24 protein-coding genes are annotated in these 23,657 nt (G+C 66.6%); 17 read left to right on the top strand and 7 right to left on the bottom strand.

Features of this window, described 5'->3' with window-relative positions; translation table 11 throughout:
* Positions 1–3: 3 nt before the first annotated feature.
* The gene (locus QQS53_RS09735; protein WP_472775630.1) at positions 4–693 is read right to left on the bottom strand and encodes a serine protease family protein; all 690 of its coding nucleotides are present in this window, start codon (positions 691–693) and stop codon (positions 4–6) included.
* Between the two features lie 21 nt (positions 694–714).
* Between QQS53_RS09735 and QQS53_RS09740 the strand changes: the two genes are divergently transcribed.
* The gene (locus tag QQS53_RS09740; protein ID WP_472775631.1) at positions 715–1,869 is read left to right on the top strand and encodes a M24 family metallopeptidase; all 1,155 of its coding nucleotides are present in this window, start codon (positions 715–717) and stop codon (positions 1,867–1,869) included.
* Positions 1,866–2,675: an SDR family oxidoreductase gene (locus QQS53_RS09745; protein ID WP_472775632.1), complete on the top strand. Its 810-nt coding sequence runs from the start codon at positions 1,866–1,868 to the stop codon at positions 2,673–2,675. Before QQS53_RS09740 ends, QQS53_RS09745 begins: the two co-directional genes overlap by 4 nt.
* Here the strand turns inward: QQS53_RS09745 and QQS53_RS09750 are convergent.
* Positions 2,672–3,526 carry a hypothetical protein gene (locus QQS53_RS09750; protein WP_472775633.1) on the bottom strand — a complete coding sequence of 285 codons (855 nt, stop codon included), beginning with the start codon at positions 3,524–3,526 and terminating at the stop codon, positions 2,672–2,674. The genes QQS53_RS09745 and QQS53_RS09750 overlap by 4 nt on opposite strands.
* 95 nt (positions 3,527–3,621) lie before the next feature.
* Between QQS53_RS09750 and QQS53_RS09755 the strand changes: the two genes are divergently transcribed.
* The 4 genes from QQS53_RS09755 to QQS53_RS09770 all read left to right on the top strand — a co-directional run bounded on the left by QQS53_RS09755 (position 3,622) and on the right by QQS53_RS09770 (position 7,949).
* Positions 3,622–4,221, top strand: coding sequence for an FxsA family protein (locus QQS53_RS09755; protein ID WP_472775634.1), 600 nt, complete (start codon positions 3,622–3,624; stop codon positions 4,219–4,221).
* Positions 4,221–5,774: an apolipoprotein N-acyltransferase gene (lnt, locus tag QQS53_RS09760; RefSeq protein WP_472775635.1), complete on the top strand. Its 1,554-nt coding sequence runs from the start codon at positions 4,221–4,223 to the stop codon at positions 5,772–5,774. Before QQS53_RS09755 ends, lnt begins: the two co-directional genes overlap by 1 nt.
* A gap of 16 nt (positions 5,775–5,790) precedes the next feature.
* The gene (locus QQS53_RS09765; RefSeq protein ID WP_472775636.1) at positions 5,791–6,687 is read left to right on the top strand and encodes a polyprenol monophosphomannose synthase; all 897 of its coding nucleotides are present in this window, start codon (positions 5,791–5,793) and stop codon (positions 6,685–6,687) included.
* Positions 6,688–6,776: 89 nt separating this feature from the next.
* Positions 6,777–7,949 carry an ABC transporter ATP-binding protein gene (locus QQS53_RS09770; RefSeq protein ID WP_472775637.1) on the top strand — a complete coding sequence of 391 codons (1,173 nt, stop codon included), beginning with the start codon at positions 6,777–6,779 and terminating at the stop codon, positions 7,947–7,949.
* 87 nt (positions 7,950–8,036) lie between these two features.
* On the opposite strand, the gene QQS53_RS09775 is transcribed toward QQS53_RS09770, so the two are convergent.
* On the bottom strand, positions 8,037–8,417 hold the full coding sequence (locus QQS53_RS09775; RefSeq protein ID WP_296203648.1) for an RNA polymerase-binding protein RbpA: 381 nt from the start codon (positions 8,415–8,417) through the stop codon (positions 8,037–8,039).
* Positions 8,418–8,555: 138 nt separating this feature from the next.
* Here QQS53_RS09775 and QQS53_RS09780 point away from each other — a divergent pair, with 138 nt between their 5' ends.
* The 3 genes from QQS53_RS09780 (at position 8,556) to QQS53_RS09790 (ending at position 9,911) form a co-directional block, all read left to right on the top strand.
* Positions 8,556–8,894, top strand: a complete 339-nt coding sequence (locus tag QQS53_RS09780; RefSeq protein WP_472775696.1) for a hypothetical protein — start codon at positions 8,556–8,558, stop codon at positions 8,892–8,894.
* A gap of 6 nt (positions 8,895–8,900) precedes the next feature.
* Positions 8,901–9,608: a YceI family protein gene (locus QQS53_RS09785; RefSeq protein WP_472775638.1), complete on the top strand. Its 708-nt coding sequence runs from the start codon at positions 8,901–8,903 to the stop codon at positions 9,606–9,608.
* A 144-nt stretch (positions 9,609–9,752) separates the two neighbouring features.
* Positions 9,753–9,911, top strand: coding sequence for a hypothetical protein (locus QQS53_RS09790; protein WP_296203653.1), 159 nt, complete (start codon positions 9,753–9,755; stop codon positions 9,909–9,911).
* 553 nt (positions 9,912–10,464) lie between these two features.
* Here QQS53_RS09790 and QQS53_RS09795 read toward each other — a convergent pair.
* Positions 10,465–10,992, bottom strand: a complete 528-nt coding sequence (locus tag QQS53_RS09795; protein WP_472775639.1) for an SRPBCC domain-containing protein — start codon at positions 10,990–10,992, stop codon at positions 10,465–10,467.
* A gap of 90 nt (positions 10,993–11,082) precedes the next feature.
* On the bottom strand, positions 11,083–12,408 hold the full coding sequence (locus tag QQS53_RS09800) for a class I SAM-dependent methyltransferase (protein WP_472775640.1): 1,326 nt from the start codon (positions 12,406–12,408) through the stop codon (positions 11,083–11,085).
* Positions 12,409–12,698: 290 nt separating this feature from the next.
* Here QQS53_RS09800 and QQS53_RS09805 point away from each other — a divergent pair, with 290 nt between their 5' ends.
* The 4 genes from QQS53_RS09805 (at position 12,699) to QQS53_RS09820 (ending at position 17,508) form a co-directional block, all read left to right on the top strand.
* Positions 12,699–14,054 carry an NAD(P)/FAD-dependent oxidoreductase gene (locus tag QQS53_RS09805; RefSeq protein ID WP_472775641.1) on the top strand — a complete coding sequence of 452 codons (1,356 nt, stop codon included), beginning with the start codon at positions 12,699–12,701 and terminating at the stop codon, positions 14,052–14,054.
* 334 nt (positions 14,055–14,388) lie between these two features.
* A complete protein-coding gene (thiM, locus tag QQS53_RS09810; protein WP_472775642.1) occupies positions 14,389–15,192 on the top strand; it encodes a hydroxyethylthiazole kinase in 804 nt (267 codons plus the stop codon).
* Positions 15,189–15,830 (top strand): thiamine phosphate synthase, encoded by a 642-nt coding sequence (thiE, locus tag QQS53_RS09815; protein ID WP_472775643.1) that lies wholly within the window; start codon positions 15,189–15,191, stop codon positions 15,828–15,830. Before thiM ends, thiE begins: the two co-directional genes overlap by 4 nt.
* A gap of 91 nt (positions 15,831–15,921) precedes the next feature.
* The gene (locus tag QQS53_RS09820) at positions 15,922–17,508 is read left to right on the top strand and encodes a bifunctional hydroxymethylpyrimidine kinase/phosphomethylpyrimidine kinase (RefSeq protein ID WP_472775644.1); all 1,587 of its coding nucleotides are present in this window, start codon (positions 15,922–15,924) and stop codon (positions 17,506–17,508) included.
* A 28-nt stretch (positions 17,509–17,536) separates the two neighbouring features.
* Here QQS53_RS09820 and QQS53_RS09825 read toward each other — a convergent pair whose 3' ends face one another.
* Entirely contained in the window at positions 17,537–18,139 is a 603-nt protein-coding gene (locus QQS53_RS09825; RefSeq protein ID WP_472775645.1) for a class I SAM-dependent methyltransferase, read from the bottom strand.
* A gap of 88 nt (positions 18,140–18,227) precedes the next feature.
* Between QQS53_RS09825 and QQS53_RS09830 the strand changes: the two genes are divergently transcribed.
* A complete protein-coding gene (locus tag QQS53_RS09830; protein ID WP_472775646.1) occupies positions 18,228–19,301 on the top strand; it encodes a magnesium and cobalt transport protein CorA in 1,074 nt (357 codons plus the stop codon).
* A gap of 4 nt (positions 19,302–19,305) precedes the next feature.
* Here the strand turns inward: QQS53_RS09830 and QQS53_RS09835 are convergent, their stop codons facing one another.
* Positions 19,306–19,779: a PaaI family thioesterase gene (locus QQS53_RS09835; RefSeq protein ID WP_472775647.1), complete on the bottom strand. Its 474-nt coding sequence runs from the start codon at positions 19,777–19,779 to the stop codon at positions 19,306–19,308.
* Positions 19,780–19,836: 57 nt separating this feature from the next.
* On the opposite strand from QQS53_RS09835, the gene gndA reads away from it, so the two are divergent.
* The 3 genes from gndA to QQS53_RS09850 are packed head-to-tail and all read left to right on the top strand — an operon-like array spanning position 19,837 to position 23,606.
* Complete coding sequence (gene gndA, locus QQS53_RS09840; protein WP_472775648.1) at positions 19,837–21,297, top strand: NADP-dependent phosphogluconate dehydrogenase; 1,461 nt, start codon at positions 19,837–19,839, stop codon at positions 21,295–21,297.
* Between the two features lie 38 nt (positions 21,298–21,335).
* The gene (locus tag QQS53_RS09845) at positions 21,336–22,742 is read left to right on the top strand and encodes a DEAD/DEAH box helicase (RefSeq protein ID WP_472775649.1); all 1,407 of its coding nucleotides are present in this window, start codon (positions 21,336–21,338) and stop codon (positions 22,740–22,742) included.
* A 3-nt stretch (positions 22,743–22,745) separates the two neighbouring features.
* Positions 22,746–23,606 (top strand): 3-methyladenine DNA glycosylase, encoded by an 861-nt coding sequence (locus tag QQS53_RS09850; protein WP_472775650.1) that lies wholly within the window; start codon positions 22,746–22,748, stop codon positions 23,604–23,606.
* Positions 23,607–23,657 lie beyond the last annotated feature (51 nt).

Here is a 23,657-nt window from a genome sequence, read left to right on the forward strand (position 1 = left end):
TATTTAGTAGGGCTCAGTGCACAACGCCGCGGCGGCGGCGCGGATGGCCGGCAGGTGCGGTGCGAGCACGCTGACCGTGGCCACCCCGAGGTTGGTCCCGAAAGGATCCGCGATAAGCGACTGCGTGGCGACGATTGTGCCATCCGCGATGACCGGCCCGCCGGAGTCGCCCTTGACCGCCGGGGGAGCGTTGCGCACCAGGGCCGCGGGCCGCACGACGGTGCGCAGGTTGCGCCCGAACGCTAGGGGAAGGCCGAAGAGGACCCGACCCCAGCGGGGTTGGGCCGCCTGGCGCCCGGTGGCCCCGTCCAGCCCGCCGAATCCGTAGGTGGTGACCTCCTGGCCCCACTCGGGCCTGGCCGCGGAGAGCCCGAGCAGGGCCGGTGCCTCTACTGGGTGGTGCAGGAGGGCGAGGGCGCAGTCGGTGCCGTCGATGGTGCGTACCGCCAGGATCCGGCGGCGCCATTTCGTGCCGCCGGTAAACCCGGTGACTTGGTAGCCGCGCCGCGGGGCGGTGCGGAAGAAGTGGGCGCAGGTAAGCACCAGGCGGGTGCTTTTTGGACCCTCGGTAGCATGGCCGGTGCCGCTGTGCGGCTCGGCGATGAGAACGCCGGAGCAGACCCGGTTGCGCTCGTTGAGGCGCACGGTGGTGGAGCTGGCAATTTCTTCCAACTGGTCGAAGGAGTCATCCATGGGCGGTTACACTGTTGTCCTATGAGTGAAAATTCTTCTGCTTTCCCTTCCGAAGTCTATCGAAACCGGATCGCCGCGGCGCAGCAGCAAGCGCGCACCAACGACGTGGCCGCGCTGGTGATTAGCCCGGGCGCCGAGTTCGCCTATTTCACCGGTTCCTGGATGAGCTCGCATGAGCGTTTTAGCGCCCTGGCCATCCCGGCCGAGGGGGAGGCCTTCCTGCTGGCGCCGGCCACCGATGGTGCGGAGCTAGCCGCCGCCCCTGTCGCGGAGCTCAACCTGGCCTTCCACGGCTGGCAGGACGGCACCAACGCCCACGCGCTGGCGGCGGAGAAGCTGCGCGACGCCCACGCCCCGGTGGCCGAAGACGGCGCACGCCTGGCGGTCTCTGGCGTGATGGACGCCGCGCACCTGTTGGGCCTGCAGGCCCAGTTCCCGTCCGCGCAGTGGGTGGCCGCCGATCAGGTCATCGGCGCGTTGTTCTCCCGCAAGGACGGCGAGGAGATCGCGCAGCTGCGTGCGGCCGCGCTGGCTATCGATGCCGTCCACGCCCGCGTGCCCTCGCTGTTGCAGCCCGGCGTGACCGAGCAGCAGGTGGCGGACGAGCTTGAGGAGCTTATCCTGCACGAACACGATGCGGTCGACTTCGTCATCGTCGGCTCCGGCCCCAACGGCGCGAACCCGCACCACAGCTTCTCCGAACGCGTCCTGAGCGACGGCGAGCCGGTCGTCGTGGACATCGGAGGCACCTTCGGCGCCGGCTATCACTCGGACTGCACCCGCACCTACGTGGTCGGCGGTGACGCCTCCCGTGCGCCGGAGGACTTCCAGGCCGCCTACCAGGTGCTGCGTCAAGCCCACGCCGCCGGCATGGAGCAGGCCCGCCGCGGGGCCACCGCGGGCAGCGTTGACGATGCCTGCCGCACGGTCATCACGGACGCCGGCTGGGGCGAGTACTTCACCCACCGGACCGGGCACGGTATCGGCCTGTCCACGCACGAGGAACCGTTCATCGCCGCCGGCAATGACCTGGAGCTGGCCGAGTCGATGACCTTTTCCATAGAGCCCGGCATCTACAAGGAAGGCGAGTGGGGCATGCGCCTGGAAGACATCGTCACCATCAACGGCGACGGCGTGGCCGAGAGCCTGAACGAGGGCGAGCGCGGCCTGCGATGAGCGCGCAGAACACCACCGCCGACCACGCTGGCGGCGCGCCCCAGGTCCCGGGCGCTGTTCTGGTGCTGGGCGGGCGCTCGGATATCGGCACGGAGATCGCCGCGCTGCTCGCGCCTGGGCGCCGGGTGGTCCTCGCCGCCCGCGGCGACGAAGGCATCGATAAGCAACGCGCCCGCCTGCAGGCTGCTGGCGCGCGGGAGGTCGACTTCCTCGACTTCGACGCGCTGGACATGGACAACCACCGTGCCGTGGTGAGCCGGGCCCGCGAGCTCGCCGGCGAGATCACCACGGCCGTCGTGGCCTTCGGGATCCTGGGCGACCAGGAGCGCGCCGAGGCCGACGAGTCCCACGCAGCGCATATAGCCCAGCTGGATTACACCGCGCAGGTTTCCATGCTGACCGTGCTCGCCGATGAGATGGAGCGCGGGCACATCGTCGCGTTTTCCTCCATCGCCGGGTGGCGCGCCCGCCGCGCCAACTACGTCTACGGTTCCACGAAGGCCGGTTTGGACGCCTTCTGCCAGGGGCTGGCGGACCGACTGCACGGCGGGCCCCTGGCGCTGATCACGGCCCGCCCCGGCTTCGTCATCGGCTCCATGACCGAGGGCATGAAGCCCGCGCCGCTGTCCGTGACACCTGAGGTGGTGGCACGCTACGTCGTCGCCGCCATCGCTGAGGAAGCGGACAAGGCCGCTGCCGGCGGCGCCTTGGCCAGCCGCACGCTGTGGATCCCCGGCACGCTCCGGTTCCTAGCGTGGGTGATGGCGCTGGTGCCGCGCCCCATCTGGCGGCACATGCCGCGCTAGCCCATAGGGCTGACCATGCCTTCCGGGCTGACCGCGCTGGCGTCGAAGATAAAGCCGCGGGGTGCCAACACGCGCAGCACGACGTCGGCGTCGCCCTCGGCGAGGCCGTGCAGGACGAGCCCGCCGAAGGGCGTGACGGTAATCGGCACGCCCAAATGCCCCAGCAGCGTGGCGTATTCGGCCGGCAGGACGCCGTCGGGCAGGGCGGTGCCCAGGTCCACGAGCCCGTCGTCGCGGTGGTCGCCCAGCCACCCGATGGGCCCGACCGAGCCGGTGTTCGCAGGGCGATCACCCGTGCTAGCCGGACCAGCCGCACCAGCCCCATAGGCGGCGTCGGCAGCTTCCTGCTGGAGAAGCTCCCGGACGTGCTCCCAGGCCTCCTCCGGCTCGGCGTGGTGGGCCAGCTCCTCAGCCCCGCGGAAGACAGTAAAGGAGGACCCGGCCAGGGCTACCCGGACTCGGGCGGGCACCGCGCCCAGCTGCTCGTCCTCGGCGCTGATGGCCACGCGGGCCACGCGGGCCGCGGCGGCCGGGCTGGCGGACTCCTCGTCACCTAAACGGGCGGCGAGCCCGCGGGCGAATTCGCGGGCGCTAGCAGACAGGGGAGAAGCAAGAATCTGGTGAGCGCTGCCCGGCCACGACAGTTGGCCCAGGCCGTCTGCTACCGCCTCCTCGTCCTGGATGCCGCGCAGGGCGACTCGGCTCCACGCGCCCAGATAAACCTTGCCGTCGGCATAGTCGTAGGCCGTTTTCCCGAGCGCGAACCAGTCGTCCGGGCGGGTAAGCCCGCCGGGGATGAAGCTATCAGCGGCCGGCGCGGAATCAGCGTGAGAGAAATTCAGCAATGCCATAGGCAGTAGTCTAATTGCCGCCGCCGTGTGCACGTCTCACCGCTGCCTTCGCGCCTGTTCCACATTGCCCAGTCAGGCAGGTAGGCTAGGGAATTATGCCGTTTCTGCTGTTTGTTGCGTACCTGGTTTTGGAAACCCTGACGTTTTGGGCTGTGGTCTCACTCATTGGCGTGGGCTGGGCGTTGGTCGCTTTGTTCGCCACGATGTTCTTCGGGATGTCGATCGCCGGCTGGGAGGCGCGCCGGATCATGAGCTCCAAGGTTGTGCGCCAAGAGGACGGCACGGCGGTCATGCAGGACGATACCCCGGGCAAGACCGCCGGCAACGTCGGCCTGACCATGGTCGGCGGCATCCTGCTCACGCTGCCGGGCTTTTTCACCACCCTGGTGGGCCTGCTCTTCCTCTTCCCGCCGACCCGGGCGCTGCTGCGCGGCTTCATCGCCTTCCGCTTGGTGCGTTCCGTGGAGAACTTCGGCGTGCGTCTATACGACCGTAGCCCGATGTCGCAGCAGCACGACAGCTACGGCAGCTTTAGCGGCCCTGCCGGCGGCGCGGTTGCTGCGCATGAGCCGACCGTGCTCGAGGAAGAAGAGATCCGCCGCTGGTCCGAAAACGCTAACCCGTCCGACTTCGGTGAGCCGGACTCGGGTGATGCAGACGGCGAAGACGGTACGAACCCGGGGGACAAGCGCTAGTGTGGCGGCTGCTTGCCCGGTGGCTGCTGGCGGCCGGGTCGGGGGCGGTGGTCTATACCGGCTATGCCCCGCTGAATTGGTGGCCCATGGCCTGCGTGGGCATCGCGGCGTTCTATTTCAGCCTGTCCCCGTGGCGCGGGGAGCGCGTCTCGCTGCGCCTGGGCGCGGGGCTGGGTTTTGTCCACGGTTTCGCCACCTACGCGCTGTTGCTGCCGTGGATCGGGGAGCTGGTCGGTAATACGCCCTACCTGGCCCTAGCGGCGGCGCTGAGCCTCTACGCCATCCTGACCGGGCTGTGCGGGGCGGCAGTAGCGCGTTGGCGCTTCGGCTTCCTCGCCTTCCCGTTTATCTATCTTGCCGTCGAGTTTGTGCGCTCGTCGTTACCTTTTGGCGGCTTCGCCTGGGTGCGCCTGGCGTGGGGCCAGGTCAACGGGCCCCTGGCACAGCTGGTCCAGTGGGGCGGGCCCGCGCTGGTGACGGTGACGGCCAGCCTGCTGGGCACGAGCCTGGTGGCGGTCTGGTCGCGGCGCCACGCCGTCCGCTTCACGGCCGTGGGCGTTATCGTGGCGGTCTTTGCCGCCAGCTTCGTCGCCGGCTGGACCCGCGGCATGGCCGGCCACGAGATCGGGCGGGTGACCGTCGCAGCCGTGCAGGGCAACGTCCCGCGCATGGGCCTGGACTTCAACGCCCAGCGCCGCGCGGTCCTCAACAACCACGTGCGGGTGACCAAGCAGCTAGCGGAAGACGGCCACGAGCCGGACCTGGTCATCTGGCCGGAGAATTCCTCGGACGTCAACCCCTTCACGGACGAGGAGGCCCGCGCCTCCATCGAGAGCGCCGTCGAGGCCGTCGGCGTGCCGATCATGGTCGGCACCTTGACCTACGACGAGGTCGGCGCGCGCAACACCATGCAGGTCTTCGAGTCCGGTGGGCACTCGGGAGACCGCCACTACAAGAAGTATCTGCAGCCTTTCGGCGAGACCATGCCCATGCGGGATTTTTTCGCCAAGCTGTCCGACTACGTGGAGCTGGCCGGCGACTTCCAGCCCGGCAACGGCAACGGCGTGGTGAACATGGCCGGCGTCGCCGTGGGCGTCGCTACCTGCTACGAGGTCATCTTCGACCAGGCTTTCCGCACCGCGGTGCAGTCTGGCGCGCAGATCCTGACCACCCCGACCAACAACGCCACCTTCGGCTTTTCCGACATGACCTACCAGCAGCTGGCCATGAGCCGCATGCGGGCGCTGGAAACCGACCGCGCGGTGGTGGTCCCGGCGACCTCCGGCGTCTCCGCCATCGTGCACCCGGATGGGAAGGTTAGTCAGGAGTCTAATATCTTCGAGGCCAAATACCTAGTCGAGGACCTGCCACTGCGCAGCGGCGAGACGCTTGCGGTACGCTTTGGTTCGATCCTAGAACTGGCCATGGTTATTATTGGTGGAGTATTAGCGCTGGCTGCCCTGATCTCTGCCGGATCCCGGCGGTCGGCCGCCGCGAGCCCCACGGCCGCAAGGGCGAAGAAGAACACCCGCTCCACGCGGGCCAAGAAGTAGAAGGAGTCTCCCACTCGTGACCGCTAACTCAGCGTCGACGCTGGTCATCATCCCCACCTTCAACGAGCTGGAAAACCTCCCGCTCATCACCGGCCGCGTGCGTTCCGCCACCCCGGACGTCCACGTCTTGGTCGTGGACGATAACTCCCCGGACGGCACCGGCGACCTGGCCGATGAGCTGGCCGCGAAGGATGAGAACCTCCACGTGCTGCACCGCGAGGGCAAGGGCGGCCTGCTGGGCGCCTACCTCGCCGGCTTCGAGTGGGGCCTGGAGCGCGACTACCAGGTCCTGTGCGAGATGGACGCGGACGGCTCCCACGCCCCGGAACAGCTGCACCTGCTGCTGGAAGCCATCGATGACGGCGCCGACCTGGTGATCGGCTCCCGCTACATCCCGGGCGGGGAGACCGTCAACTGGCCGGCTTCCCGCGAGTACCTGTCCCGCCTGGGCAACATCTACATCTCGGTGGCCCTCGGCGCCGGCCTGTCGGACATGACCGCCGGCTACCGTGCCTTCCGCCGCGAGCTGCTGGAGGCACTCGACTTCGACGAGCTGTCGAATGCCGGTTATATCTTCCAGGTGGACGTCGCCTTCCGTGCTGTTAAGAAGGGCTTCGACGTCCGCGAGGTGCCGATCACCTTCACCGAGCGCGAGTACGGCGAGTCCAAGCTCGACGGCTCCTTTGTCAAGGACTCGCTGTTCGAGGTCACCAAGTGGGGCGTGCAGCACCGCGCCGAGCAGGCCAGCGAGGTCGCGCACGAGACGGGCCGCATTGCCCAGCAGACCCTCAAGGAGATTGGCGCCTACGACCTGCCGCACAAGGCGGGCAAGAAGCTGCGCTGGCTCGGCGACTTTGGCGAGGAGCTGGGTAACCTGGCTAAGCACCAGTGGAAGTCCATGCGGCGCGGCTAGCGTGCGATAGTTGGCTGGCGCGGTAGTCTAGGCAAAAGTTATTTTCCACTCGGATCGTTCGGCACGTACCTGCCGATGGAGGAGACACCATGGCTACCGTGAGCTTTAAACACGCCAGTTTGACCTACCCGGGGGCGCAAGCGCCGTCCGTGGACGACTTCGACTTGGAGATCGCCGACGGCGAGTTCCTCGTCTTGGTCGGCCCATCGGGCTGCGGCAAATCGACCACGCTGCGAATGCTGGCGGGCCTCGAAGATGTCACCTCCGGCAGCATTTTTATCGGTGACAAGGACGTCACCAGCCTCGACCCACGCGAACGGGATATCGCCATGGTTTTCCAGAACTATGCGCTCTACCCGCACATGAGCGTGCGCGAGAATATGGGCTTCGCCCTGAAGCTGGCCGGGGAGTCGAAGGAAGAGATCAACCGGCGCGTCGATGAGGCGGCCCAGACCCTGGGCCTGGTCGATCTGCTCGACCGCAAGCCGAAGGCCCTCTCGGGCGGCCAGCGCCAGCGCGTGGCCATGGGGCGCGCCATCGTGCGCAACCCGCAGGTCTTCCTCATGGACGAGCCGCTGTCCAACCTAGACGCCAAGCTGCGCGTGCAGACCCGCACCCAGATCGCGGCCCTGCAGCGCCGCCTCGGCGTAACGACCGTGTACGTCACCCACGATCAGACCGAGGCGCTGACCATGGGCGACCGCATCGCCGTCCTCAACGGCGGCGTGCTTGAGCAGGTCGGCACCCCGCGTGAGCTCTACGAAGCCCCGCAGACCACCTTCGTGGCCGGGTTTATCGGCTCTCCGGCCATGAACCTGGGCCGCTTCACCGTCGACGACCAAGGCCGCGCGTCCTCCGGCGAGGCCTGGATCCAGTTACCTGACGATGCCGTCCAGGCCCTAGCCGATGCCGGCGAGAAGCAGGTCATCCTGGGCGTGCGCCCCGAGGCTCTGCAGCTGGTCGCGGAGGGCGAAGGACGGGCCTCCGGCAGCGCCTCTATCCCGTTCGATCTGGAGCTGGTCGAGGAGCTGGGCGCGGACTCCTACCTCTATGGCCAGATCCCGGGCGGCAGCGAGCTCAGCTCGGGGGCGACGACGCAGGAGGCCGCCTCGCCCACCGGCAACGAACTGGTCATGCGCGCTAAGCCGCGGACAGCGCCAGCCAAGGGCAGCCGGGTCGTGGCTACCGTGGACCCCAACCACGTGCACTGCTTCAGCGTGACTACCGGAAAGCGCATCAACAGCGCCGCAACTGTTCAGTAGCACGAGAAACCGCCAGCCACTTAAGCCTTAAGGGCTAAGTGCTGGCGGTTGTTTAATAGCTCGGGGAGAAGTGCCCCGCGCAAAGACTTACTTCTTATCCTTCTTTTCCTGCTGCTCGCGCAGCAGGCGGGCAGCGGAACGACGGCGCTTGCGCAGCTGCTGGATGCGCTCCTCGAGGAGCTCGTCGAGCTCGTCCAGGGAGCGGCGTTCGCACAGCATGTCCCAGTGGGTGCGCGGCGGCTTGGCCGGCTTGGACTCCACGCCTTCGCCCTCGACCAAGGTGCCTACTTTGCCGTTCTTGCACATCCACTCTTCGGGGATTTCTGCGTCATCGGCAAAGGGGACCTCGTAGATATCGCCGTCTTCGGTGCGGTACTTCACCATCTGGCGGGGCGCAAGGTCGTGGTCGCGATCTGTTTCGTAGCTAACGGCGCCCATTCGGCTGCCACGGAGTACGCGATCTGCCATGCAACATCATCCTTTACTAGATTTACCTATGAAGGTGCGGGGCGATTACTATTCCCGCGCCCAGTCCTAACAGTATAACGAAGAACCCAGTGTGATTGTTCCCAGGTAGGGGTTAATGGGCTAAGGTAGTTTACCGTGATGCGTACTTCGGCTCATTCCCGCGAAAAAATCACCTGTCAGTGGTGCAATAAGGAAATGGTCCAAAACGGGCGGGGGCGACCCCGGAAGTTTTGCAGCGCGGCCTGCAAGCAGCGCGCATACGAGCAGCGCAACGCGGTCTCGGGGACCACAATCCCGGAGGACGCGATTATCATGTCGCCCAAGAGCGCGGCCGAGCTTGCCGACGGCTTGTTCGAGCTACGCTGCGGGGCGCAGGATATTCAGACCGCCGTCCATGAGGGTGCCGAAGCCAGCGAAATCAACCAGTTATGCGAAGAAATGGTGGCCTTGGCCCGCCACCTAGAGGAGTTAAGGTAAAACGCCATGCTAAAGAAACTTTTCTACAACCGGACTCTGGTGATCAGCGTCTTCGTAGTCCTCATCATCGCGCTGACCGTCGTGGGGCTGGGTCCGCTGATCTACTCGATGATCGCCGGCCCCGGGGTGACCACTGAGCCGCTCGATGATTCGCGGTCGAAGGCGGCCAGCACCGACGTCAACGGCCAGTGGCGCGTGGGCGATGGCACGGCCCCGAACTTTACCTCCGTGGGCTTTAGCTTCAACGAGGTGCTTCCGGCGGAACGCCGCCTGACCTCGGGCTCGACCACCGCCGTGGACGGCGAGATTGAGGTCACCGACCAGGAGGTTACCGAGGGCTCCATCAAGGTCCTCATGGAGGATCTCACCACCGACAAGACGGTGCGCGATCAGAATATGAAGTCCAAGCTCTTCGAGACCGACAAATTCCCCGAGGCGTTCTTTAAGCTGACGGCACCGGTAGACCTGTCCGGCGTGCCGGAGGATGGCACCAAGGGGAAGGTCACCATGAAAGGGGAGCTGACCATCAAGGACGCCACCCAGGAGATTAAGCAGGACTTCGACGTTCTCCGCGACGGCGAGCACCTAGTCATCGGCGGGACCATCCCGATCAACCGCCTTGACTACAACGTGAAGACCCCGGAGTTCCTGGCCGCGAAGGTGGCTGAGGAGGGCGACGTGAACATCCTCATCTCCTTCGAGAAGCAGGATTAGTTCCTTTCACAAACTAACTAATAGCGCGGAGGGGGAGAATCCAGTCTTCGCCACCAAAACACATCGACGGCCGAAGCAAGGTTCCGGCGCACAAGGCGCGAACACGGCACGAGAACGGGAGGACCCACTATGTTGACCGAACGCATGATTCCGATGCTATGGTTCCGCCTCGTCGTGATTATCGGCTTCGCCATCTTCGTGGCCACGCAGAAGATGTGGCTCGTTATGGTCATCGCCATCGCGCTGGCCGGGCTCACCGGCTGGCAGCTCCAACAGGCCTACCAGAACAAGAAGGAAAAGTAGTCCGACTTCCTCCCATTAAAGTCACAGTGACGTTAATAGGGCGAACCTTGCCCCTAGGGGCGAAGCGGTCTAGATTCGCGGATCTGCTGTGCAACTGAGACACGGACCGAGATCCTCGATTAAGGAGCCTAGGTGCTAAGGGAGATACCGATTAGGGCCCGTTTGGCACAGGAACACTCGAGAGCCCAGCGTCGCAATTCGGGTGACGTACGGACCTGGCCGGGCCAGCGTGCGCCACAGGAGCATCGGCGACACCGAGCCACACGAAGACGCCTTCGGCGTAGTGGCATTCTTCTACGTAGTGGCATTCAGGGAGACTGGGTGAGTCAGCGCGTGTTGAGCTGTGTTTGCCGTGGAGTAACGCCTGTGACGGGCGAACGTCCTTGACGGGCGGTAGAACTAAACCGGGCCGGCCTGGTAATCGCCCGATATACGTTATTGTCCGATAATGTACATTATGTCATTTTAGATCCGGGGCCGCTCCCCGCTATTTCTACGGAACGGCGGGATTGCGTGCCGGCGGGTTGCGGCACGCATTCCCCGAGCGGTTGGTTTACTGGTTGCTCTCTAGCGTGTAGTACTCGGCCTGGTTCGGGTAATAGCTTTCCCATTCCAGGATGTCCGGGTCGTCGCCGGAGACTGCGGCCATGAGGCGGTCCAGGAGGAATTCCCACAGCGGGCCGATGAACTCGGCGCGGTCCTCGAGGCCGGCTAGGCCGTGGCGCAGCTCGAGCTCGGAGCCTTCCGGGGTGTCCGTCAGGCGCAGATCCATCCAGGCGTCCGGGCGGTTGGCAAAGCTGACCTCAAAACGCAGGTATTCCGGCTTTACCTTCTCGGTGACCTCGATGTGGACGTCCTTGGTCTGGCCGACGTGGTCGACCAGGTAGCACGGGTGGCCTTCGGGGCTGTCGGCTTCCTTCGACCACTCCCCGTGCCAACGACCCAGATCCTTGGTGTCCGTCAGGTAGCCCCAGATGACGGACGGGCCCTGGTGAAATTCCCGCTCAATCACTAGTTCCGGGCCGCCGGCGGCGTCCTCGATCTCCCCTGTCGGGTCGTAAAAATCCAGTTCTTGACTCATTTATCTCAGCCTAGCTGGCCATCAATGGCGGCGCGCAACTAGCTGCGAAAAGCCTACCCCGTTAAAGGGTAAACAATCGATGGCCGTGGCCTAGCGCTGCCCGCCGCGGCTGCGGTGCGTGGCGACGAACTGGACCGAGTCCAGCATCCCGGCCTGCAGGAGGGCTTCCCGAAGGGCGAACTGGAACATCCACAGCCGGCGGTAGACGGGGTCGAAACCGGCGGCGGCCGCCTCCCGCAGGCGCCCGGAGAAAAACGAGCGCTGCTGCGCGATGGATTCGCGGTAATGCGATCCGGTGTGGGTCTGACCGATTATCCGCAGGTGGCCGTTCTTCTCAAAGGCCTTGTGGACGTCGGCGACCGTCGGGTATTCGAGGCCCGGCCAGATATAGGCGCGCAGCACCTGGCAGGCCGAGCGGGCCGCCGGCGTCATCTGTTCGGTGGCCACCAGCGATTGGACGGCCGCCTTTCCCCCACTGATGAGCAGGCGCGCCAGGGTGTCGATGTAGTCGGCGCGCTGCCGCGGGGTCAGCGCCTCGAAAAGCTCCACGCTGATAATCGAGTCATAACGCCCGCGCCACTGGCGCGGACCTGGGATCGGGGCATCGATGAGCTGGCAGTGCACGGAGTCGTCCGCGCCCTCTAGCAGGAAGAACTCCTCCAGCGGCCGCAGGCTGGCCGGATCGGCAGAAAGCAAGTCCACGGTCGCTTTCCGCCCGGCCGCCTCCACCGCGGCGCGCGCGCCGGAGGAAGGAAAGACTAGACAGTGCGTGCCGGCGCGAACCCCGGTGGCATCGAGCAGCCAGTTCGCCGCCCGCGTCTGGGCGGACTTGAGATCCTCGCGGTCGACCGCCTGCGGCTCCGTCATGGTGGTGACGTCAACGAAGTGGGCGCCGGCCGGCAGCCCGCGCCGGTTGTGCTGCTCGGCGTCCACGGGCTTGCCCTGCCGGTCGATGGTCTGCCTAGTCGTCGTCGGCACCCCGGTGGCAAAGATGCCGCCCTGGTGGCTGACGCTGTCGCCGGCGTAGAGTGCCAGCAGCTCCTGGGGGATCTCTCCCCCCTCATACGCGGCAACCGGCGCGGTGGGTGTCTTCGGGGAATAACCGCACTGCACCAGCCGGGTGAGCACGTGGACCAGCTTGTCCGAGCTCGGCGTGGTCCACTCCCCGGCCAGGTAGGACTCGGCCACACCCAGCCAGCCGGAGCTCGCGATGCGCGCGAACAAGGAGTCGTATTCGACCTTGAGATCCAGGTCTTCCGGATCCTCGGCGTCGAGGACCAGGCCCGCGCGGTCGCAGGCGCGGGCGAAGTCAGCCTCCGCGTGGCGCGCCCGCAGGCCCAACAGGCGGCCGCTGGGCACGCGGGCAACGCCTGGCCATTGCTCGGCATCGATAGCCGCAGTATGCTCCAAGGCCATTTCCTTCAAAAGTCCAATCCTGACGCCGCCCGCACAGCCCCTATCCCTACCGTGGATTAGCCGGCCTGGCCAGGGGTTTTAGACCTAGGCCGAAAAGGAAAACGCTGTGTCGGCGGCCTCGCGTTTTAGTCCAATCGTTCCTAGACTAATGCCGATTAAGGCCGCAGCCCGGGTGCCATGCCGAGGGGCCTGGTTTATATCGGGGTGAAACTATCTGTTCCGGGGAGTAGCGTTTACAATGTCTAAACGGTAGGTACTTAGTTCAAGCATTTAGGAAGGTAGTCATCTACATGTCAGCAACCCCTTACCGCCCCAATGGAGGACGCCACCACGTCGTCGTTATTGGTGCTGGATTCGGCGGCATCAACGCCGTAAAGCAGCTTAAAGGCACGGAAGTCGATATCACCATCATCGACAAGAAGAACCACCACCTGTTCCAGCCAATGCTCTACCAGGTGGCTACCGGCATGATCTCCGCTTCCGAGATCGCCCCGTCGACCCGCCAGATGCTGCGCGGTCAGCAGAACGCGAACTTTGTCAACGCCACCGTCACCGACATCAACCTGGAAGACCAGACGGTGACCGCGGAAAACGATAACTTCCACCGCACCTACGGTTTCGACTCCCTGGTGGTTGCTGCGGGTTCCAGCCAGTCCTACTTCGGCAACGATCACTTCGCCGAGTTCGCCCCGGGCATGAAGACCATCGATGACGCTCTGGAGCTGCGCTCCCGGATCGTCTCCGCGTTCGAGCAGGCCGAGCTCACCGAGGATCCGGCAGAGCGCGAGCGCCTGCTGACCTTCATCATCGTCGGCGCTGGCCCGACCGGTGTGGAGCTGACCGGCCAGATCGCTGAGCTGGCTAACCGTACCTTCACCGACGCCTTTTCCACCTACGGCCCGTCCTCGGCCAAGATTTACCTGCTGGACGGCGCTCCCCAGGTCTTGCCGCCGTTCGGCAAGCGTCTGGGCCGCAAGGCGCAGCGCACCCTAGAAAAGCTGGGCGTCGATGTCCGCCTGAACGCCATGGTCACCAACGTTGACCAGGACACCGTCACCTACAAGAACACCAAGGATGACTCCGAGACCACCCTGACCGGTGCGACCAAGATCTGGTCCGCGGGCGTGTCCGCCTCCCCGCTGGGCAAGATGGTCGCCGACCAGGCCGGTGTCGAGACCGACCGCGCGGGCCGCGTCTCCGTCAACGAGGACCTGACCGTGGGCGAGTACTCCAACGTCTACGTCATCGGCGACATGATCAACCTGAACAAGCTGCCGGGTCTGGCCCAGGTCGCTATGCAGGGTGGTACCCACGTCGGCCGCCTCATCGACGCCAAGGTCGACGAGGAGTCCACCGCCAACGAGAAGGAACCCTTCGACTACTTCGACAAGGGCTCCATGGCAATCATCTCCCGCTTCAACGCTGTGGTGAAGATGGGCAAGGTCGAGTTCACCGGTATCTTCGCCTGGTTGGGCTGGCTGGCGCTGCACGCGACCTACCTGGTCGGCATGCGCAACCGCTTCGTCACCTTCATCAACTGGATCTCCAACGCGTTCACCCGCGACCGCGGTAACCTCGCCATCACCGAGCAGATGCGCACCGCCCGCAACGCGCTGGCCAAGAAGTCGAAGGATTCCGAGGCCTAAGAGCCCCGAGAGGGGAGGCTAAACAGCCCCGCGCGGTGCCGCCGAGCACCCGCACCTCTACCCCGCCGCAGGCGCGCTGGTTTAGAACCCGCGCGCCCTACGGCGGGGTTCTTTTTGTCCCAAGCCGATGGGCGGATTCTAGCCGTGTTTTTTGGGGCTGGCACTGGCGTTTGTCGCCTTCCCCGTTGGGGGTGTTTTCTTGCACACCGGGCAACTTCCGAGCCCGGCTCTGTTAGGGTGGACGGCACAACATTGGGGTGCCGGAAGGAGATCTTCCGGCTGAGAACATACCCATGGAACCTGCTCTTAGTTAGAACTAGCGAAGGAAAGTGTTGTGAAAGAAGCAGTACGCGCTGCTCTCGCCGCCGTGCGCGAGCAAAATCCCCTGGTCCAGTGCCTGACCAATACCGTAGTCACGAACGTGACCGCCAACGCCCTGCTGGCTATCGGCGCCAGCCCTGCCATGTGCGATACCCCGGAGGAATCCCGCGAGTTCGCGCGCGTAGCCAACGGCGTCCTCATCAACATCGGCACCCCGTCCGCGGCCCAGTACGAGGGTATGCGCGAGGCGATCGCCGGTGCCAACGAGGCCGGCAACCCGTGGGTGCTCGACCCGGTCGCCGCCGGCGGGCTGTCCACCCGCACGGAATTCGCCCGCTCCGTGGTCGACTCAAAGCCCGCGGCCATCCGCGGTAACGCCTCCGAAATCATCGCTCTGGCGCAGCTCGGCGAGGGCGGCCGCGGCGTCGATGCCACCGACACAGCAAGCGCCGCCCTGCCCGCCGCCCAGGCGCTGGCGCAGCGCACCGGGGGCGTGGTGGCAATCTCCGGCGAGAAGGACGTCTTCGTCACCCAGGATGCCGCCTGGGAGCTGGCCGGCGGCGTGCCGCTGCTCCAGCGGGTCATCGGCACCGGCTGCAGCCTGGGCGCCATCACCGCCGCCTACCTGGGCACCGGCCAGCCGCCGCTCGCCGCGGTCATCGCCGCTCACGCCCACGTCTCCGTAGCCGGTTCCCTGGCCTACCAGCACGCCCAGTCGCCCGGCAGCTTCGCCGTAGCCTGGATGGACGCGCTCTACGAGCTGGGCCCCGACGATCTGATCACCTACAGCGCCCTCCAGCCGGTGGAGCTGGCATGACCGCAATCGACTGGAGCCTCTACCTGGTCACCGATCCGGATCTGGCCGGCGGGCGGGAACACGTGGCCGAGATCGCCCTGGCGGCCTGCCGCGGCGGCGCCACCGTGGTGCAGCTGCGCGACAAGGGCGCAAGCTGTGCCGAGCTGCTCCCCTACGCCCGCAGCCTGAAGGAACAGTTGGGTCAGATCCCGTTGTTTATCAACGACCGGGTTGAGCTCGCCGCCGAACTCGGCTGCCACCTGCACGTCGGCCAGGACGATCTCAGCGTCGCCGAGGCCCGCCCGCGCTTGGCCGAAGGCGCACTGGTGGGCCTGTCCGTCGGCTCCGAGGAGGAGCTCGACGCCGCGCTGAATGCTACCGGGGCGGCCCGGCCGGACGTCATCGGCATCGGGCCCGTCTTCAGCACCACCACCAAGGCCAACGCGCCGGAAGGCATCGGGATCGAAGCCGCCGCAGCCCTAGCCAGCCGCGCCGCCGAAGCCGGAATGCCCGCCGTGGCCATCGGGGGCCTGAAGACCCACAACGTCGCCGAACTGAAAGGCAGCGCCTTCGCCGGCGTCTGCGTGGTCTCCGCCATCATGGCCGCCAAGGACCCCGCCACCGCCGCGGCCGAGCTGCTTGCCGCCTTCCGCGGTTAGTCTTTCCGCCCTCTACCTCACTGCGCACGGCGTGCGGCACGACCCCGTGCTCGCCGGTGCGCCCAATTCTTTGCTCGATAGGAATGCCACTATGACTCACGTCTACCCTCTTGGAACTAAGCCTGCCCAGCCGCTGCCCGTCGCCCGCGTCCTGTCCATCGCCGGCACCGACCCGACCGGCGGCGCGGGCCTGCACGCCGATCTCAAGGCCATCAGCGCCGCCGGTGGCTACGGCATGGCCGTGACCACCGCGATCGTCTCGCAGAACACCCAGGGCGTCGATTCCATCTTCACCCCGCCGGCGCACGTGCTGCGCGACCAGCTGGCCTCCGTGGCCGCGGACGTAGACATCGACGCGGTGAAGATTGGCATGCTCGGCAACCCGGAGACCATCGATATCGTGCGCGAATTCATCGCCACGCTAGACGGCACGCCGGTGGTGCTGGATCCCGTCATGGTGGCTACCTCCGGCGATCGCCTTTTGGACAAGGACGCCGAGTCCGCCATCCTGGATCTGGCCGGCCGGGTCGATTGCGTCACGCCCAACCTGAAGGAACTCGCGGTCCTCTGCGGGCTCAGCCCCGAGGAGGAAGCCACCGACGTGGAGCAGGCCGTAGCCATGGCCCGGGACTGGGCCCAGCAGACCGGGACCACCGTGATTGTCAAGGGCGGCCACCTGCGCGACGACCGGGCGGATAACGCCGTGGTCGACGGGACCGGGCTTATCCACCGCGTCGCCTGCCCGCGGGTGGCGACCAAGAACACGCACGGTACCGGCTGCTCGTTGTCCTCGGCGCTGGCCACGCGCTTGGGTCAAGGCGAAGGCCTTGCCGCGGCCCTGGAATGGTCCACCCGCTGGCTGCACGAGGCGATTGCCAACGCGGACGCCCTCGCCGTCGGCCGTGGGCACGGGCCGGTCGACCACGGGCACCGGCAGCGCCGCCTGGCGCGGGCGGCCAGCGCTGAGCCGGTGCCCGCCGTGGACGTTGCCGCCGCCTATACCGCGGCCCAGTCCCAGCCCGCCCCGCAACCGGCAATCCCGGCAGCCGGGCCGCACACCGCGGCGCTGTGGGCGGCGACCCTGGGGCTGTGGAAGGACCTGCTCGCCCTGCCGTTCATAGGACGCCTGGGCGACGGCACCCTGGAGGCGGACGATTTCAGCTTCTACGTGGCCCAGGACGCGATTTACCTGCGCCACTATTCCACCGCGCTGGGGCGCCTGGGCGCGCTGGCCCGCGATCCACAGGACCGCCAGTTCTGGGCCGCCGGCGCGGCCGAGGTCCTAGTCGCCGAATCCGAGCTGCACCGCGACTGGCTGGGCGGCGAGACCGCGGCGCGGTACTCCCAGGTCACCAGCGCGTATACGGACTTCCTGGTGGCCACTGCCTATACCGAGGATTACGCGGTAGCCGCCGCGGCCGTGCTGCCGTGCTACTGGCTCTACGCCGAGGTCGGCCGGCACCTGCTCGCCCAAGACCGCGAGGATCATCCGTTCCACGCGTGGCTGCAGATGTATTCGGGCCCCGACTTCGTGGAAGGGACCCAGCGGGCTCTTCAGATGGTTGAGGAGGCGCTGGAGGAAGCCACCGATGCCCAGCGCCAGCGCGCCTTCGACGCCTTCTACCGCGCCAGCCTGGCCGAGCTGGCCTTCTTCGACCAGGCGGATCGCCGCTTCTAGCCGGCGGTCGACAGTCGCTTGCTAGCCGCTACTGGATAAGATCGGCGCCCGGCCGGGTCAGGACGGCAACCAGGAAGGCGGAGTTCGGGCCGAAAGGCTTGAGGTCCCAGGAGCTGAACTGGTTGTCCACGCGGAAGCCGACCTGCTCGGCTTGGGCGATGAAATCGGCGAATTCCCAGCCGCGGCCGGCGCCGAAGCCGGTCACCAGGCGGCCGCCGGGGCGCAGGGCCTCGAAGATGTGGCGCAGGGCCGGCTCGCGGCCCTCCGGCGCCAGAAAGCCCATCACGTTGCCCGCGGAGACGGCCAGGTCGAAGCCGGTCTCGGGAATTTCCTCGGCGGAGAGATCCCCTACCACCCAGCGGCCCTCCGGGAAATCGTGCTCGGCGTGCTCGATGAGCACGGGGTCGACGTCGACGCCCAGGACGTCGTGGCCGCGGCGGACCAGTTCGCCGCCGACGCGCCCGGTGCCGCAGCCGGCGTCCAGGATGTGGGACTCGCGCTCGGCCATGGCATCAATGAGGCGTGCCTCGCCGTTGATGTCCTTGCCCTGGGCCTGCATGAGCTTCCAACGCCGCGCGTAGTTGTGCGAATGGGCGGGGTTGGCTGTCGTCAGTTCTTTCCACGTAGGCATAGGTTTCATTATAGGGCGCGGTTTCGCGCTACACTTTATTCGCCGCACTGTGCGGCTACCACTGCCCGACCACGAGGAGGAGGCCGCCATGGCAAATGTGCCCAACCCGCTTCGGCCCCGCAAGAAGAAGCTCACGCAACCTGAGGTCACCCAGTTCAAGGTTCCCGTGGAAGAGGCAATCGAGCATTGTCGCGTCTTCGTCGATGGCGAGGCCCTGCCCGGCGAATACACCCCGCGGACCGCGCAGGAGGCCCTCCGCGAATACGGTCGCGGCTTCATCTGGGTCGGCATGCACGAGCCGTACGAGAGCCAGATGACCCAGGTAGCCAGCGAGTTCAACATCCACGAGCTGATCGTGGAGGACACGGTCCAGGCCCACCAGCGCCCCAAGCTGGAGCGCTACGACGATCAGCTCTTCGTGGTGGCCCGCTCCGTCAACTACCGCGACCACGACGAGGTCAAGGACAAGCGCCAGATCATTACCACCGGCGAGATCCAGATGATCGTGGCCTACGACTTCCTCATCACCGTCCGCCACAGCGCCAAGCTGCCGAACCTGGCCCACTGCATCAACGACGAGCAGGACCTGGTCGAGCTCGGCCCCATCGCGCTGGCCTGGAAGGTCCTGGACATGATGGTGGACCGCTACAAGGAAATCACCACCCTGCTGGAGACCGAGGTCGACGAGGTCGAGGAAGAGGTCTTCACCCCGGGCGCGCAGTTCAACATCGACCGCATCTACATGTTCAAGCGTGAGATCCTGGAGATGAAGCACGCCGTCGCGCCCCTGTCCACGGCGCTGCAGGCGATGGTCAACGACCACAAGGATCTGATCCCCAAAAAACTCCGGTCCTACCTGCGCGACGTCAACGACCACGAGCTGGTGGTCCGCGACGAGGTTGCCTCCTTCGATGAGCGCCTTACTTCGCTAATCGATGCCTCGGTGGCGAAGGTTTCCATGCAGCAGAACTCCGACATGCGCACCATCTCCGCGGTGGTCGGCATGGCCGCCGCCCCCACGATGGTCGCCGGTATCTACGGCATGAACTTCGACCATATGCCGGAGCTGCACACCGAGTACGGCTACCCCATCGCGCTGCTGGTCATGGTCGGCATCGTGGCGCTGATGTTCTGGTGGTTCCGCCGCAATAACTGGCTCTAGTGCGCTAGCCGCCCAGCGGCATCGTCCGCAGCTGGGAGCGGGCCATCAGCCGGCCCTGCTCGTCGCGGATGTCTACGCCCAACAGCTGGGTGCGTCGGCCCAGGTGCAGCGGGGTGGCCGTGGCATAGAGCGTGCCGGAGCTGGCCGGGCGCAGGAAGTCGGTATTGTTGTTGACGCCGACGACGGGCCGACGCGCGGCGACCACGCCGGCCACGGAGGCGACCGACTCGGTCAGGCACGCGTACACGCCCCCGTTGGCCACGCCCCACGGCTGGTGGTGGCGGGCGTCGACGGACATCGTGGCGCGCACTTCGCCGTTGCTGATGGCCGTGTAGGTGATCCCCAGGGTGGCGTCGAGGCCGGTCAGCTGCCGGTTGATGGTCGCAAGCTGGGCGTCGTCCAGGGCGGTCTCGTGGGCCGAATAGAGCAACTGTTCTAGCTCGTGGGTTGGGTTGTGGGGTTCTCCGCTAGCACTCATGCTTTCCCAATCTAGTCTTGCGGCTGTGCCGATGGCCTATGCGGTAATCTAGGCGGCATGACTGAACCTAAGGATCTCGCCCAGATTGGTGTCGTTGGCCTCGCCGTGATGGGGTCTAACCTCGCCCGCAATTTCGCCCACAATGGCAACACCGTGGCCGTGTACAACCGCAGCCCGGAAAAGACTCGCGCCTTCATGGACGAGCACGCGGGTGAAGGCAGCTTCGTCGCCTCCGAGTCCATCGAAGACTTCGTGGCCTCCTTGGAGCGCCCCCGCAAGGCCATCATCATGGTCAAGGCCGGCGCCGCTACCGACGCCGTCATCGACCAGCTGGCCAGCGCCATGGACGACGGCGACATCATCATCGATGGCGGCAACGCCAACTACACCGACACCATCCGCCGCGAGCAGGAGGTAGCTGCCCGCGGCCGCCACTTCGTCGGCGCCGGCATCTCCGGCGGCGAGGAAGGCGCCCTCAACGGCCCGTCCATCATGCCGGGCGGCCCGGCCGAGTCCTGGGAGACCCTGGGCCCCATCCTGGAGTCCATCGCCGCCAACGTCGACGGGACCCCGTGCGTGACCCACATCGGTCCGGACGGCGCCGGCCACTTCGTCAAGATGGTGCACAACGGCATCGAGTACGCCGACATGCAGGTCATCGGCGAGGCCTACCAGCTGCTGCGCTACGGCGCCGGCCTGAGCCCGCACGAAGTCGCCGAGACCTTCCGCGAGTGGAACTCCGGCGACCTGGACTCCTACCTGATTGAGATCACCGCCGAGGTCCTGGCCCAGGACGATCCGGAAACCGGCAAGCCCCTGGTCGACGTCATCGTGGACGCCGCCGGCCAGAAGGGCACGGGCCGCTGGACCGCCATCAACGGCTTGGAGCTGGGTGTGCCGGTAACCGGCATCGCCGAGGCCGTCTTCGCCCGCGCGCTGTCCTCCTCCACCGCGCAGCGCGCCGCCGCACAACAGGCGGTCCTGCCGGCCGGGACCGAGGCCACCTTCGAGTCGCTGGGCCTTGACCGCGCCGAGTTCATCGAGGACGTGCGCCGCGCGCTCTACGCCTCGAAGCTCATCGCCTACTCCCAGGGCTTCGACGAGATCAAGGCCGGCTCCGCCGAGCACAACTGGGACGTCGACCCGCGGGACTTGGCCACCATCTGGCGCGGCGGCTGCATCATCCGGGCGAAGTTCCTGGACCGCATCCGCGAGGCCTACGACGCCGACTCGCAGCTGCCGGCGCTTATCCTGGCGCCGTATTTCCAGGGCGAGCTGGGCAAGCTCATCTCCGCCTGGCGCCGCGTGGTGGTCGCCGCTACCCAGCTGGGCCTGCCGGTGCCGGTCTTCGCGTCCTCCCTGTCTTACTACGACTCCCTGCGGGCCGAGCGCCTTCCGGCCGCGCTGATCCAGGGTCAGCGCGACTTCTTCGGTGCCCACACCTTCCAGCGCACCGACAAGGAGGGCACCTACCACCTCGAGTGGTCCGGTGATCGCAGCCTGAGCCAGTGGGACTAGTCGTCTGGTAGTCCTGCGGTGCTAGACTAAAGCACCTTATGACTACTTTCGCCGATCTCGGCTTACCCCGCGCCCTCGTCGACACCCTGGCTCAGCAGGGAATGGACAGCCCCTTCCCCATCCAGTCGGCCACCATCCCCGACGTGCTCGCGGGCAAGGACCTGCTGGGCCGCGCCCCGACCGGCTCCGGCAAGACCTTGGGCTTCGGGCTGCCGATGCTCGCCCGCCTGGGCGATAAGGGCGTCTCGCGGCCGGGCAAGCCCCGCGGTCTCATCTTGGCGCCCACCCGCGAGCTGGCCACCCAGATCCAAGAGCGCCTCGACGACCTGGCCGCTAGCCTCAACCTGCGCACCCTCGCGGTGGTCGGCGGCGTCAACATCAACAATCACATCCGGCAGCTGGCCCGCCCGGTCGACATCCTAGTCGCCACCCCGGGCCGCGCCCAGGATCTGATCAACCAGGGCTACCTGGATCTGTCCCAGGTGGAAATCACCACGCTGGACGAGGCCGACCAGATGGCCGATATGGGCTTTTTGCCGCAGGTGAAAAAGCTCCTCGCGCTCACCCCGGCCCGCGGGCAGCGCCTGCTGTTTTCGGCCACCCTGGATGCCGCCGTCGAGGAGGTCGTGAACGCCTACCTGCACTCCCCGGTCGAGCACTCCACCGCACCGGTGGAGGCCGCCGTGGAGACCATGGAGCACTACGTGTTCTACGTGGGCGAGCGCCCGCAGCGCAACGACGTGGTGCTGACCATCGCAGCGCGGGCCGGCAAGACCATCATGTTCATGCGGACCAAGCACGGCGTGGACCGGCAGACCAAGAAGCTGCGCCGCAATGGGATCAACGCCCTGCCGCTGCACGGCGACAAGGGCCAGGGCGCACGCACGCGCGCCATCGAGGGATTCCGCGACGGCAGCGTACCGGTGCTGGTGGCTACCGACATCGCCGCCCGCGGTATCGACATCAGCGGTGTGTCCTTGGTCGTCCACGTCGACCCGCCGGCCGAGCACAAGGCCTACCTCCACCGGGCCGGGCGCACCGCCCGCGGCGGCGAGTCCGGCACCGTGGTCACCCTGGGCATGGAGCAGCAGCGCGATGAAATCACCCAACTGCTCCGCAAGGCCGGGGTGGACGCCACGGTCGTCGAACTCTGCGACTCCGCGGATCCGGCCCACGACCCGCGCCTCATCGAGGTCACCGGCGCCACCACCCCGCCGGGCACTCCCCTCCCCGCCCCCGGACAGCAGCCGCCGGCCGCCTCGGCCAAGTCCCGCACGGCAAGCTCCGAGCGCCAGCCCGGCGCCAAGAAGCCCCGCCAACGCCGCGGCGGCAGCAACCGCGGTGGCAGTAATAATGGCGGTAACCGGGGGCGGAAGAAGACCACCGGATCGAACCGGACGAACAAGCGCGCGGGCGCCGATAGGAAGAACCCGAGGAGGAAGTAGACCATGTCCACAGTCCTTGCCCCGGAACAGTGGCGGGAACTACTCGCCGCCCACGAGGCGCGGGCCGACGACAGGATGGCGCGATTCCGCCACCCGGGAAGCTACCACCCGGTCTACGACTTCCTCTTCCAGTACTATCCGGTCCGCCCCAGCCACCTGCGCGCCTGGCACCCCGGTATCGGCACCCGCCTGGCCGGCGACCCGCCGCACGCCGAGTGGCGGGACTACCACCGCAACGAGGACGGAACAGTCGGACTCGATCTGGAGGCGTTCTGGGCCCGCCGCGGCGACTCCGTGGACTATATCCACCGACTGCTCGCGCAGTCCGCCCGCAACCCGGTTAACTTCGACTGCTTCGGCCTGCACGAGTGGGCGATGGTCTACCGCACCGATACCCCGCGCCACGATCTGCCCCTGCGCCTAGGCGCCGACGGCACGAACGCCGTAGTGGAGTCGCACCGGCTCAAATGCAGCCATTACGACGCTTTCCGCTTCTTTACTCCCCCGGCCCGGCCGCTCAATATCCGCCCTTTGAACCGCCAAGAGCAGCCGAACAACGACCAGGCCGGCTGCGTGCACGTGACGATGGACCTCTACAAGTGGGCGTGGAAGCTTGGGCCCCTAGTCCCCGGGGAGGTCTTCCTGGACGCGTTGGACCTGGCGGTCGACGCCCGGGTGCTGGACATGGAAGCCTCCCCGTATGACTGCCGCGCCTGGGGTTTTGGCGTCGTCGCCATCGAAACGCCGGAGGGGAAGGCCAAGTACGTGCACCGGCAGCGCGCGCTGGCCCAGCGGGCCGAACCCATCCGCCAGCGGCTTGTCGGACTCATTGAGCAGGCCCAAGCCACTAGACTGGGCAGCTAAGTACGCTCGGTCTTTGCTACCGAGCTTCCCGGCCCCGCAAGCACCACAAGT

Source organism: Corynebacterium sp. 2571A, from assembly GCF_055700935.1.